12 protein-coding genes, 1 tRNA gene and 1 pseudogene are annotated in these 12,110 nt (G+C 38.2%); 11 read left to right on the forward strand and 3 right to left on the reverse strand.

What is annotated here, in order from left to right; translation table 11 throughout:
- Positions 1 to 190: pseudogene (locus tag FKZ43_RS11360) on the forward strand (hypothetical protein); the annotation flags it as partial.
- 32 nt (positions 191 to 222) lie between these two features.
- On the opposite strand, the gene FKZ43_RS00645 reads toward FKZ43_RS11360, so the two are convergent.
- Positions 223 to 1,332 carry a FlgD immunoglobulin-like domain containing protein gene (locus FKZ43_RS00645; RefSeq protein ID WP_140943940.1) on the reverse strand — a complete coding sequence of 370 codons (1,110 nt, stop codon included), beginning with the start codon at positions 1,330 to 1,332 and terminating at the stop codon, positions 223 to 225.
- Between the two features lie 277 nt (positions 1,333 to 1,609).
- Between FKZ43_RS00645 and rsgA the strand changes: the two genes are divergently transcribed.
- The 6 genes from rsgA to FKZ43_RS00675 all read left to right on the forward strand — a co-directional run bounded on the left by rsgA (position 1,610) and on the right by FKZ43_RS00675 (position 8,560).
- On the forward strand, positions 1,610 to 2,545 hold the full coding sequence (gene rsgA, locus FKZ43_RS00650; RefSeq protein ID WP_140943941.1) for a ribosome small subunit-dependent GTPase A: 936 nt from the start codon (positions 1,610 to 1,612) through the stop codon (positions 2,543 to 2,545).
- Positions 2,546 to 2,611: 66 nt separating this feature from the next.
- On the forward strand, positions 2,612 to 4,900 hold the full coding sequence (locus FKZ43_RS00655) for an FtsK/SpoIIIE family DNA translocase (RefSeq protein ID WP_140943942.1): 2,289 nt from the start codon (positions 2,612 to 2,614) through the stop codon (positions 4,898 to 4,900).
- Between the two features lie 7 nt (positions 4,901 to 4,907).
- Positions 4,908 to 5,540 (forward strand): outer membrane lipoprotein periplasmic chaperone LolA1, encoded by a 633-nt coding sequence (gene lolA1, locus FKZ43_RS00660; RefSeq protein WP_140943943.1) that lies wholly within the window; start codon positions 4,908 to 4,910, stop codon positions 5,538 to 5,540.
- A 17-nt stretch (positions 5,541 to 5,557) separates the two neighbouring features.
- On the forward strand, positions 5,558 to 6,574 hold the full coding sequence (locus FKZ43_RS00665; protein ID WP_140943944.1) for a lysylphosphatidylglycerol synthase transmembrane domain-containing protein: 1,017 nt from the start codon (positions 5,558 to 5,560) through the stop codon (positions 6,572 to 6,574).
- Between the two features lie 132 nt (positions 6,575 to 6,706).
- Positions 6,707 to 6,949, forward strand: a complete 243-nt coding sequence (locus FKZ43_RS00670; protein ID WP_140943945.1) for a hypothetical protein — start codon at positions 6,707 to 6,709, stop codon at positions 6,947 to 6,949.
- Positions 6,950 to 7,027: 78 nt separating this feature from the next.
- Positions 7,028 to 8,560, forward strand: a complete 1,533-nt coding sequence (locus tag FKZ43_RS00675) for a T9SS type A sorting domain-containing protein (RefSeq protein WP_140943946.1) — start codon at positions 7,028 to 7,030, stop codon at positions 8,558 to 8,560.
- A 54-nt stretch (positions 8,561 to 8,614) separates the two neighbouring features.
- Here FKZ43_RS00675 and FKZ43_RS00680 read toward each other — a convergent pair.
- A tRNA-Asp gene (locus FKZ43_RS00680) sits at positions 8,615 to 8,688 on the reverse strand.
- Positions 8,689 to 8,862: 174 nt separating this feature from the next.
- Between FKZ43_RS00680 and FKZ43_RS00685 the strand changes: the two genes are divergently transcribed.
- The 4 genes from FKZ43_RS00685 to FKZ43_RS00700 are packed head-to-tail and all read left to right on the forward strand — an operon-like array spanning position 8,863 to position 10,879.
- Positions 8,863 to 9,141, forward strand: coding sequence for an ArsR/SmtB family transcription factor (locus FKZ43_RS00685; RefSeq protein ID WP_140943947.1), 279 nt, complete (start codon positions 8,863 to 8,865; stop codon positions 9,139 to 9,141).
- A 7-nt stretch (positions 9,142 to 9,148) separates the two neighbouring features.
- Positions 9,149 to 10,003 carry a pirin family protein gene (locus FKZ43_RS00690; RefSeq protein WP_140943948.1) on the forward strand — a complete coding sequence of 285 codons (855 nt, stop codon included), beginning with the start codon at positions 9,149 to 9,151 and terminating at the stop codon, positions 10,001 to 10,003.
- A 29-nt stretch (positions 10,004 to 10,032) separates the two neighbouring features.
- Positions 10,033 to 10,473: a DoxX family protein gene (locus FKZ43_RS00695; protein WP_140943949.1), complete on the forward strand. Its 441-nt coding sequence runs from the start codon at positions 10,033 to 10,035 to the stop codon at positions 10,471 to 10,473.
- A gap of 25 nt (positions 10,474 to 10,498) precedes the next feature.
- Positions 10,499 to 10,879, forward strand: a complete 381-nt coding sequence (locus FKZ43_RS00700; protein ID WP_140943950.1) for a DoxX family protein — start codon at positions 10,499 to 10,501, stop codon at positions 10,877 to 10,879.
- 40 nt (positions 10,880 to 10,919) lie between these two features.
- Here the strand turns inward: FKZ43_RS00700 and FKZ43_RS00705 are convergent, their stop codons facing one another.
- Complete coding sequence (locus tag FKZ43_RS00705; protein ID WP_140943951.1) at positions 10,920 to 12,098, reverse strand: acetyl-CoA C-acyltransferase; 1,179 nt, start codon at positions 12,096 to 12,098, stop codon at positions 10,920 to 10,922.
- Between the last annotated feature and the right edge of the window lie 12 nt (positions 12,099 to 12,110).

Here is a 12,110-nt window from a genome sequence, read left to right on the forward strand (position 1 = left end):
TTCAGTAAAGATTGAAGATGCCAAGAATCGTTTTAGTTTGCCGATTGGTTTGGGTTATGAAATAAAATTTAGCAATTTTAAATTTTTTGTTGGGGGAAGGTACGATATAGGTTTATCAAAGGTTGCGGAAGATATTGATTGGAAGGTATCATCGTTTCAGCTTTTACTTGGTTTAAGATATGGATTCTAAATTTTAAAGGCGGGCTTAAAAGCCCGCCTTTATTATTTTGTCAGAATCATCTTCTTGACATCAACAAATTCTTCAGAATACATTCTGTAGATATAAACGCCCGAGCTAACTTTATTTCCATTTTCATCTGTACCATCCCAGGTCACGAAATGTTCACCTGCTGGCATTACCCTGTCAATTAAAACCTTGACCATTCTCCCGGACAGATCAAAGATAGCTACTTGAACCCTTGTCTCAAATGGGAGAGTGAATTTTATTGTAGTCGCTGGGTTAAAGGGATTTGGATAGTTCGGGAAAAGTTTAAAGTCGGATGGATAGACATCGCTTGAAATCAATTTATAATTCGGCGTTACGATAACACCATTGGAGCTTGTCGCCTCAATTTTTGTGACTTCAATGTCATCGGTGCTGTTAAATCTCCCAGTGATAAAGAAAATTTCACCTTCACCAGGTTCAAGCTCGTTGAACGATGTTGAAGTCAATTTAACTTTCAGCACCTTATCTTTAACTTCATAATTTAAGTTCATAAACCCAGCTATCCTCGGCATTGGCGATACAAAATCAACACTGGAATTTCCCTTGACTTTAAGCTCAAAGTTTAGATTTGTAACCCTTTCATTATTTTTAAACGACACGACAATTGATGAATAACTTATCTTTAACTTCACTTCAAAAGAACTTGCTCCTTTTAAAACGAACATTATACCCTCACCAATTGCGTTGAGCTTTCTAACACTTGGATCAATCACAAGGAGATTCTCAATTCCAACCCTAACTGTGTCGCTCGTTGTATGATTTAAAGTTTTAAAGATAATTTTTGCTAAACTATGTTTTCCAGGTTTAAGCTCAGAACCACGGTTTACGAGCATGACGATGTTTGTCCTAAGGCTATCGGGGGAGTAATATTTAAAAATAGAGTTTGAGATTTCCGTAATGATCGTGTCAACAGCGATAGATGGCTTATCCAATGTTAAGGTCATTTGAACGCCTAAAACCGTATCTACATTTGAGAGGATGAGGTACGCTTCTGTTTTCTGTCCCGTTATTTCAGTTTTACCCTCTATGTAAAGTTTATTTTGCGCTAAGATGACCGAGCTCAAAAGCATTAGAACAGACGATATTTTTAAGATTCTTTTCAACATTTCCAATCAGCATTTTTAGTTTTAAACTCCACTTATTTACCTCAATTGTTGTGCCAGTTTATGTGAAAAGTCCAATTTAATAAACAAAATTGAAAATCAATGATTTTTATTTCAGGTGCAATGCTTTATCTCTATTTAACTCAAAATTTATGTAATTTTTACAAGAAATTATTTGTAATTATGAAACAGTGAAATAGGGGCAATTTATTGGGTGGTCGGGAAAAATTTTGAAAAGTGCTTTTCGTGGTTTAATTTTTAATAAAAAAGGTCTGTTTTTATGGTTGAAGAAAAGAAAGAAGAATTGCTCTTAGGCAAGGTTATAAGCGCTCATGGAACGGGTTTCTATGTTCAGATTGGTGAGGACGTTTTGTTTTGTAAGTTAAGGGGGAAGATGCGACTTAAAGATAAAGTAAGCACAAGTCCTGTCGTCGCGGGTGACAATGTTAAAGTGCGAGTTCTTGAAGATGGAACTGGTGTAATAGAAGAGGTTTTAGAAAGATATAACAAACTTTATCGCAGAGCTGTTGGAAGGAGAGAGCTTGAACATGTCATCGTTGCAAACATTGATCAAGCGATAGTTGTAACTTCATTTAATATGCCCCATGTTCCGTGGGGATTTGTGGACAGGTTGCTTGTTGCAAGCGAGAGAAACAATATCAAACCAATAATATGCATAAATAAAATTGATTTGATTGAAGATTGGAGAGAGGTCAATGATTTCATCAAGGTTTATGGGAAGAAGGTCGGTTATGAGATTATAAAGACGAGTGCTGAAACCGGTGAGGGTATTGAGGATTTGAAGGAAATTTTGAAGGGCAAAACAAGCGTTTTTGTCGGTCAGTCAGGGGTTGGGAAATCAGCCTTGATTAACGCCATTGAACCAGGACTTGATGTTGTAACTGGCGAGGTAAGTGAGAAAACAGGAAAAGGTCGTCATACAACAACTCACACCGAACTTCACTGGTTATCCTTTGGTGGGTTTATTGCCGATACCCCAGGGATAAAGGAATTTGGACTTGCTGGAATTGAAAAAGAGGAACTCGGTTTTTATTTCCCTGAGTTCAGAAAGTATATTGATAACTGCAAGTTTTCAAATTGCACTCACACACATGAACCAGATTGTGCAGTTAAGGACGCTCTTTACTCAGGAAAAATTGACAAGCGAAGATATATGAGTTATGTCAACATACTCAACTCATTGGGTCAGGATTGAAAGGTTGCAATAATTTGTTTTTTTAGGTAATTTTGTGAAGAAAGAAAAATATGATTTTTTATTTTAATGAAAAAAGCAAAAGGTGGAAATTTCTTCGTAAAGCACAAATTTGCGCTGTCAATTTCAATTTTTGCATTTGGTTTGATTTTGATCTTAAGCATCGTCTCCTATTCCCCCAGGGATGAGGCAAATCTTCTATCCTTGTCAGAAATCGGTAAAATTTTCACCGGTGATGAACTTGTTCGCATAAAGCTTGAACGAACTAAAAATTGGCTTGGTTTCTTCGGAGCAAAACTTTCCTTCCTGTTTTTAAATTATCTTTTCGGTTACAGTTCTATTTTCATTGGGTTGATTCTTGTAATCTTAGGTGTGGCTTTATTTTTGGATAAATTATCAAAAAGCATTTTGAAATTTTCGTTTTATCTGTTGGTGTTTTCCTTCTTGCTTTCAATTTTTCTTGGAAATTTAAAGCTGATCTTCGGGACGGATGAATTTAGAGTTGAGGTCTGTGGCGGTGTTGGAATATATTTAGCTGATATTTTGACTAAACTTTTTGGTGAAATTGGTAGCATGATTTTGCTTCTTTTTGTGTTCTTTATCTTCATTGGCTTTGTAGTTGAAGTAAATTTTTATGACTTTGCTGCAAAAGCATCTGATTCCCTATTAGGTCTTTGGTCAAAGTTAAAGCAACCGCAGAAAGTTAAACAAGCTAATATCAAAGCTGTAAAGCAAGTTGAGCTGAAAAACGCAAAGGGCACTGAAATTGTTATAACGACGCCAGAGAAAAAGGATTTTGAAAAAGTTGAACCTCAGAGGTCAAAGCCTTCCAAAATTCAACCTGGTGCTGTTAAGGATGTTTCAGTAAGGAAAATCGACTTTAAACTTCCACCCGTTGAGTTACTTGAAGAATCCGATGAGGAGACAATCGCTGACGAAGAGGAACTTAATCAAAATGCTGAAATTTTGCGAAAGAAACTCGCAAATTTTGATATAGAGGTAGAGAAGATAAGTATAACGCCAGGACCCGTTGTAACCCTCTATGAAATTGTTCCAGCTGCTGATGTCAAGGTGAGGGAGATCGTTTCCCTTGCTGACGATATAGCGCTTGCTCTTGCTGCTCGTGGCATAAGGGTTATAGCCCCGATGCCCGGGAAGGGAACCGTTGGGATAGAGATTCCGAACAAGAAACCCTCAATTGTAAGGATAAGAAGTGTAATTGAATCACCTGAGTTTAAAAATTTTGAAGGCATTCTTCCAATAGCCATGGGCAAGACAATAACAGGTGAAGTTTATTGCGATGACCTTGCTAAGATGCCACATCTTTTAATAGGGGGAGCAACTGGCTCCGGAAAAAGCGTCGGGATAAATACGATAATTGTAAGCTTGCTTTACAAGTTGTATCCATCCGAGGTTAAGTTCGTCATAATTGATCCGAAAAAAGTTGAGCTTGTAAATTACCGTAAGCTTGCAAATCATTATCTTGCCGTTTGTCCCGATGTTGATGAGGATATAATCACGACACCTGAAAACGCCATCGTTGTCTTGAGGAGCTTAGTCCTTGAGATGAATGAAAGATATGAGAAGTTTTCAAAAGCAGGTGTCAGAAATATTCAAGATTACAATGAAAAGGTTAAGCAGGGGAAAATAAAAAGCACTGATGAAATTCAACATTTTGAACTTCCTTATATAGTTGTCATTATAGATGAGCTTGCTGATTTGATGCTTGTTGGTTCAACTGATGTTGAGGAGCCGATAACACGGCTTGCTCAGCTTGCCAGGGGGGTTGGGATTCATCTTGTTGTTGCGACACAAAGACCATCTGTTGATGTCATAACTGGAATTATAAAAGCAAATTTCCCGACGAGGATTGCATATCAAGTTGCTTCAAAGGTTGATTCAAGAACTATACTTGATATGAACGGCGCTGAACAATTGATGGGAAGTGGGGATATGCTTTACTTGCCCGCCGGTGCAACGAAGCCGATAAGGATTCAAAATGCTTTTGTTTCGCCAGAGGAGGTTGAGAAAATAGTTGACTATATCTCAAGCCAACCAGGGTATGATAGACCGTATGAGCTTCCATCCATCGTTGAAAAGCAGAAAGTAGAGATTAACACCGGAGAAGATTTTGACGAATTATTTGAGGAAGCAGCGAGATTAGTCGTTAGGTTTGGGCAAGCATCAACATCTCTACTTCAAAGAAGATTAAGAATTGGTTATGCTAGAGCAGCTAGGATTATGGATCAGCTTGAAAGGGAGGGTATAGTTGGTCCACAGATTGAAGGTAATAAAGCAAGAGAAGTTTTAATTGGAAGTGAGAATGAACTTGATGAGATTTTGAAAAAAAATAGGTAGAGGAGATATGAAGAAATTCATCGGGATTTTTTTGTCATTGATTTTAATTTTTGGTTTTTGTGAAGCCCAATCCGGGAAGGAGATAATTGAAGGTTTAAAAAAGAAGTATGCTTCGGTTGACGATGCTGTTGTTAAGTTTGAGCAGACGGTTAAATACGGTGTATCAAAGTTTGAACAAAATTTTTCTGGGACATTTTATTTCAAAAAAAAGAATAAATATAGAATTGAAACGGAACAGCAAACAATTGTGACTGATGGCGTGACGAGCTGGCTTTATTCAAAGGTCAATGCTCAAGTGATAATTGACAGATATAGGGAAGATAGAAATACCTCTTCACCTGAAAAGTTTTTGCTTTCAATCTCTGATGAATATATACCTGTGATTTTAAAGACGGAGAGAAGCGACAACAAAAAAGTTTATGTTTTAAAACTCACCCCTCGGGATGAAAATTCATCTGTTGAGTCCGCGAAGATATGGGTTGTTGAAGGTGATTTTCAAATTATAAAAGTTGAAATAACTGACATAAGTGGAACTGTCACAACTTATTTAGTTAAAAGTGTGAAGTTAAATTCTGGGGTTGATGATTCTATATTTAAATTTTCAATTCCCGCGGGTGTCAAGGTTGTTGATTTAAGGTAAATAAAATTTGGGATTTGATGAGGGATTTGAAAAATTTTTTAAGGTTAATCATCGGTTTTGGAATTGCGGGGGCGTTTCTTTATGTGTCTTTTAAGGGTTTAAACTGGGGTGATTTTCTAAAGGTTTTTGGAAGTGTCAATTATATTTATATCGTCTTAATGTTGATTCTCATCATTTTGTCAAATTTTTTCAGGGCTTGGCGTTGGAAATATCTTTTAAAACCTGTAAAGCAAAACACATCGCTTGTTCACTTCTTTGAAGCAACGATGATAGGTTATCTCGCTAATAATATTTTCCCACGCTCCGGTGAGGTTTTAAAGGCTTATACGCTCAGCAATGATGAAAAAATTTCAAAAGCATCAACCATAGCAAGTGTTTTACTTGAAAGAATAATAGATATAATATTTTCAATTTTCTTCTTTGGGATAGCGATTTTCCAAAACAGGAAGATATTTGACAAACATTATCCCTGGCTTAGTAATGTTGTTTCTACAGTTAGCATTGCTATTTTTGTTATTTTGTTTTTGATTGTTTGTGTCTTGATATGGAAGGATGGGTTTTTAAGGGTGTTGGGCAAATTTATTGGTTTTTTCAGTCCTTCGTTAGCGGATAAGGTTGTGAAAATTATTGATTCGTTTATCTCCGGGTTTGAAGTTTTAAGATATAAGGGGGCTTATTGGCAAATTTTTGTGTTAAGCTTTTCAATTTATTCTTGTTATATTTTTGCTGCTTACTTTCCACTTTTTGCCTTCAACATAGATAGATCAAAAATTAATCTTTTCACAGCGCTCGTTTTATTTGTCGTTTCAACGCTCGGCTTTATTCTTCCTACACCCGGTGGGATTGGAAGTTATCATTCTTTTATTACTGGTGCTCTTGTTGGGCTTTATGGTGTAAAACACGAAGTCGCCCTCGGGTATGCTGTTTTGACCCATGGCATTGGGTATATTGTAAATGGGCTATTTGGTTTTTATTTTGTCCTGAAAAAGCAAGTTAAAGTAATAAGTTTTATTAAGCGCTCTGTTGAAATGTGACACACCTGCCTTTTTATCAATGTGGCAAATTTGCATTGTTTCCAATTTTGTCCCCTCAATTTTTGTTTAATTTTGGCATAAATTTTGCAGTTAAATTTTATTGCATTTTAAAACAAAAAGTTAGGTGATGAGATGAGGGTAAAATTAACACTTTTATTCATTTTACTTACTCTTTCGTGCTTTTTGTTTTCTCAAACAAATTATGTTGGAACCGACAGGTGTTTGACTTGTCACTCTTTTGTTAAGCCAGTTGCGAAGGATTACAAGCAGACGCTTCATACGAAAATTCATCAATTGCCCAGTTCAGAAACAGTCCGCGGGGATTTTACTCAAACAGTTTCAATGGGCTCATCTTATGGCAATGCCCAGGTTTAGCTTAGAACTGACGGGACAAAATGGTATGCTAAGCTCGTTCCAAGTTCAGGAACTCCAGTTGAATATGAGATTGCCTTGGTGTATGGTTTTGGATGGAAACAGAGATATCTTGTGAAAATTGACAGCAGTTATTATATGCTTCCGATACAGTGGAACATGAAGGGTTATCTTGACAATTCAACGGGGACTTGGGTTCCTTATAATCCTGGAAATTGGTTTAATAGCGATGGGACCTTAAAAGCAACGAACACGAATTCATTTAGAAGCAAATCTTATGATAAGAATTGTGTGGGTTGTCATGTTACAGGACTTAATATAACTAAATATGTGAGCGCTCAAAATGATACATTTTGGATTGCGAAGTGGGCTAACAACAACGACTTTAAAGATATGGTGATAGGATGTGAAAATTGCCATGGACCCGGGGCTGAACATGCTTTAGCAGGGGACAAGACAAAAATAATTAATCCAAAGAATTTATCATATGAAAGACAGCTTGAAGTATGTGGACAGTGCCACTTCCGTGGTTCAAGTTCGGGGGCTACTTATGAATATGCCTGGGATGAAACAAACGATAAGGCGTATATCCCTGGGGATTCACTTGGTCTTTATGTCGTTCATAAACCGGGTCTTTGGCCAGATAATTATACATCCCGTATGCATCATCAGCAATATAATGATATTTTAAAGTCAAAGCATTACACGAATCCATATCACAAGTTGACCTGCTTTGAATGCCATAATCCACATAAAGTTACTGGTAATCCGCATCAGATAGTTGATTCGCTTTATGTTCGGGATCAAAGTGGGACCTATATTTGGATAAAGACGGGGAATGATGATAATACCCTTTGTCTTGCTTGTCATGCTGGCTATGGTCCCTTTGCTGGTTTGACGAGGGCTATGATTAAAGATCCAGTTGCGAATAAGGATACAATCGCTGCGGTTGTTTCAAGGCATACACATCATAGTTATGATCCTCAAAATCAGAATAACACCGGTGGTTCTAGCAGATGCTCAAAGTGCCATATGGCGAAGACAGCTATAACAGCTAGGGCGTATGATATTCACAGCCATACTTTTGAAGTTATCTCCCCGAAGAAAACGCTTGATTATAAGAATGTCACAACTCCGACCAAGGGGATGATCAACTCTTGTGCTATAAGTTGTCATAGGAATCCAACAGGGAATATACCGACTTTTGGTATACCGACGGATGCAAATCTTACGGATTGGACCGAGGCAACAGATATTCAACTGGCGGATACCCTTTGGAGGTATTTCAGGAGTTGGTGGCCAACGAAGGTTGAACAGATTGCAGGCATCGTAAGCAAATTTGAGTTAAGCCAGAACTATCCGAATCCATTTAACCCAAGCACGACGATTGAGTTTTCAATAGCGAAGAGGAGCAATGTTAAGCTTGTGATTTATGATATAACGGGTAGAGTTGTAAGGACCTTGATTGATGGTCAGGAGTATGAGCCTGGTCTTTACAAGGTTCAGTGGAATGGGAAGAATGACTATGGTGAGTATGTTGCGAGTGGTGTTTACATTTACAGGTTGCAAGCTGGTAGTTTCACGGCGACGAGGAAGATGGTCCTTGCAAGATAAGTTTTAGTCAGAAAGAGCAAAGGGCAGGTCATTTGACCTGCCCTTTTTTGTTTGCGGAGCCGACGGGGCTCGAACCCGCAACCTCCAGCGTGACAGGCTGGCGTGCTAACCGATTGCACCACGGCTCCAAAAGCCAAAATAAATATAGTGAATCAGAGGAAAAAATGCAAGTTGAAAGGGTCAACGCAAAATTTCAATTTCAAAAGTCGCAAACCCGTGTAAAAAATCTTTTTGACTTGACAAAGGGGAAATTTTTCATTATATTCATATAGAAGTTTATCTATATTTCTAAACGAAAAACTATGGCGAAAACTAAAATCTCAAAACTTGCAAAAGCGCTTGCGGATGAAACAAGATGTAAAATCTTTGAACTGATAGCAAAATCAAAAGAAATAAGTTGCAAAGAGATAACCGAAAGAATCGGTTTAAGGCAACCGACAATTTCACATCATCTTAAAATTTTAACGGAAAGCGGTCTCGTTAATGTTAGAAGGGAGGGACAATTTCATTACTTCAGCATCAACAAAAAAACCCTTGCTGAATTCTCAAATTATCTCGCACAATTTCAAAAAGCAATTTAAAATTAAAATGATTAAAATAAAAAAATATCGCTCTGTAAAAGGAATTTTCCCGGGAATGGAAGTCAGAGATGGTGCCGGCGTTCGGTTGAGAAGATACATTGGTACGCCGTATCTAAATTATCTTGATCCATTTCCTCTACTTGATGAGTTCAAAAGTGATAACCCGAACGACTACATAGCAGGCTTCCCTCCACACCCACACCGTGGCTTTCAAACATTGACTTATATGATAAATGGAGAGTTTGAACATTGGGACAGTACCGGAAGTAAAGGCACTTTAATTTCAGGAGGACTACAATGGATGAACGCCGGAAGCGGTGTGATTCATAGTGAAATGCCAAAGATGAAAAACGGCTTGCTTTGGGGATTTCAACTATGGTTAAATTCGCCAGCAAAAGAAAAAATGAGCGATCCTTTTTATCACAATTTCAAAGCAGTTGAGCTCAGTGAGAACGACATTAAGATAAATCTCTTAGCTGGTGAATTTATGAGTTTGAAACAGGTCAACCTTGCATATTACAAATTTTTATATATTGATGTGAGATTAATTGCGGGAAAAGATTTTGAGTTTGAGCTACCTGATAAAACAACTTGCTTTTGTGTTGTTTCGGAAGGTTTAATTGAATTTCCAGGAAATATCAAGATAGAAGAAGGAAACCTCGCTGTTTTATCCGATGATGGAAACGCTATTAAGTTTAACGCTCTAAAAGATTCAGTTATCTTGATCGGTTGCGCACCAGCTTTAAATGAGCCGATAGCAAGGTGGGGTCCGTTCGTCATGAACACAAAAGAGGAGATTTACCAGGCGATAGAGGACTATCAAACGGGGCGTCTTGTTAAGAAAAAAGCAGCTGATATTTAACAAAACCAAAACAAAAATAAGTTAGAACCATGTTGACGAAACTTTCAAACAAAGTCGTTAGCGACATATCTCTTTTCGTGATTCGCTTGATACTTGGCGTGATATTCATCGCCCATGGATATCCGAAGTTGTTCGTTTGGGGGATACACGGCGTGACCCAATTTTTTAGCCAGCTTGGAATTCCATTCCCCGGATTTTTTGCTGTGATAGTTTCGCTCGTTGAATTTTTTGGCGGGATCGCCTTAATACTTGGAATCTTATCACGCTGGGTTGGACTCTTGATAGCAATTAATATGATAGGTGCGACATTATTTGCCAAACTAAAAGTCGGGCTTATAGCTCCATTTGATAAGCCTGGCGTCGGATTTGAACTTGACCTTGCGTTGTTTGGTTGTGCCCTGGCAATCTTGGTATTCGGACCTGGCGCGATTTCAGTTGAACTTGGTTTACTTAAAAAAGAACTATCTTAAAAACAAAAATAAACGAGGTGAAAAAATGGAAGCAATTTGGATAATTGGTAGAATTCTATTTTCGGTTCTCTTTGTAATGTCTGGATTTGGTCATTTTAGAAATCGCAAAGACATGGTCGCTTATGCACAAATGATGAAAGCTCCAGCACCGGAGATTTTAGTCCCTTTGACTGGATTAATGATCATCCTTGGGGGTTTGAGCGTTTTATTTGATTTCTATACAACTATTGGAGCGATTTTACTTGTAGTTTTCCTGATTCCGACCGCATTTATAATGCATAAGTTTTGGGGAGTTCAAGACCCTGGGCTTTCGGCAAATCAAATGGCACATTTCTTCAAAAATCTCGCCCTTGCAGGTGCTTCTCTTATCATTATCTATCTTGATTATGTTAAGAGCGCCCAATAAAAAAATAGCCCCGACCCTAATTTGGGGTCGGGGTTCAAGTTTAAACAAGCTCAAAGATTCCCGCTGCGCCCATCCCACCGCCAATGCACATCGTGACCATACCATATTTAACATTTCTTCTCTTCATCTCATTTAAAAGCGTCACCGTAAGTTTAGATCCCGTGCAACCAAGGGGATGTCCTAAAGCGATTGCACCACCATTAACATTAATTATTTCCTCATTTAACCCAGCAAGTTTTATAACCGCAAGCGTCTGAGCAGCAAAAGCCTCGTTAAGCTCAATCAAACCGATATCTTCAAGTTTAAGTCCTGCTAATTTTAACGCTTTCGGTATTGCTTCAACAGGTCCAATGCCCATAATTTCTGGTGGGACACCCGCAACAGCAAATGACACAAACCTTGCGATCGGCTTCAAGCCCAACTCCTTGACTTTATCTTCAGACATAACAACTACAGCTGCTGCTCCATCGCTCATCTGCGATGAATTTCCAGCGGTGACAGTTCCGCCCTCTTTAAATGCGGGTTTGAGTTGCGCAAGTTTCTCAAGCGATGTATCAGCTCTTGGTCCTTCATCAGTGTCAAAAATTTTTTCCTCAGTGACCTTCTCTCCTTTGCCGTTTATATATTTATTCACGACCTTAAGTGGAACGATTTCATCTTTAAATTTTCCATCTTGAATCGCTTTCAATGCTTTTTGATGACTTCTAAAAGCAAACTCATCCTGCATCTGGCGTGTTATCTGATACTTCTTTGCAACTCTTTCAGCTGTTAAGCCCATGCTGATATAAACTTCGGGATAATTTTCAGCAAGATATGGATTTGCGGAAAATTTATTTCCGGTCATCGGGACTAAACTCATTGATTCAACGCCACCGGCTATAATGATATCTGCATGACCAAGCATAATTCTTTCGGCAGCGAAAGCAATTGATTGCAAACCTGAGGAACAAAACCTATTAATCGTTATCGCTGGAACGCTAACGGGTAGACCAGCCCTCAAACTTGCTATCCTTGCGATATTTAATCCTTGTTCCCCTTCTGGAAAAGCACAACCGATTATGACATCATCAATTTCTTCAGGGTTTAAATTTGGAGTTCGCCTCACAAGTTCCGAAATAACAGTTGCAAGCATTTCATCCGGACGAAAATCTTTTAATGTGCCCTTTTTCGCTTTTCCAACAGCAGTTCTAAGTGCAGTTACTATATATGCCGATCTCATTTTAACCTCCAA

Source organism: Candidatus Thermokryptus mobilis, from assembly GCF_900070205.1.
Lineage (GTDB): Bacteria > Bacteroidota > Ignavibacteria > Kryptoniales > Kryptoniaceae > Kryptonium > Kryptonium mobile.

What these genes read in the sequence shown, in the direction of transcription:
- rsgA (WP_140943941.1), top strand. Translation starts at nt 1,610, where the DNA reads ATGGTTGAAGAAAAGAAAGAAGAATTGCTCTTAGGCAAGGTTATAAGC.
- FKZ43_RS00690 (WP_140943948.1), top strand. Translation starts at nt 9,149, where the DNA reads ATGATTAAAATAAAAAAATATCGCTCTGTAAAAGGAATTTTCCCGGGA.
- FKZ43_RS00665 (WP_140943944.1), top strand. Translation starts at nt 5,558, where the DNA reads ATGAGGGATTTGAAAAATTTTTTAAGGTTAATCATCGGTTTTGGAATT.
- FKZ43_RS00685 (WP_140943947.1), top strand. Translation starts at nt 8,863, where the DNA reads ATGGCGAAAACTAAAATCTCAAAACTTGCAAAAGCGCTTGCGGATGAA.
- lolA1 (WP_140943943.1), top strand. Translation starts at nt 4,908, where the DNA reads ATGAAGAAATTCATCGGGATTTTTTTGTCATTGATTTTAATTTTTGGT.
- FKZ43_RS00670 (WP_140943945.1), top strand. Translation starts at nt 6,707, where the DNA reads ATGAGGGTAAAATTAACACTTTTATTCATTTTACTTACTCTTTCGTGC.
- FKZ43_RS00695 (WP_140943949.1), top strand. Translation starts at nt 10,033, where the DNA reads ATGTTGACGAAACTTTCAAACAAAGTCGTTAGCGACATATCTCTTTTC.
- FKZ43_RS00655 (WP_140943942.1), top strand. Translation starts at nt 2,612, where the DNA reads ATGAAAAAAGCAAAAGGTGGAAATTTCTTCGTAAAGCACAAATTTGCG.
- FKZ43_RS00705 (WP_140943951.1), bottom strand. Translation starts at nt 12,098, where the DNA reads ATGAGATCGGCATATATAGTAACTGCACTTAGAACTGCTGTTGGAAAA.
- FKZ43_RS00700 (WP_140943950.1), top strand. Translation starts at nt 10,499, where the DNA reads ATGGAAGCAATTTGGATAATTGGTAGAATTCTATTTTCGGTTCTCTTT.
- FKZ43_RS00645 (WP_140943940.1), bottom strand. Translation starts at nt 1,332, where the DNA reads ATGTTGAAAAGAATCTTAAAAATATCGTCTGTTCTAATGCTTTTGAGC.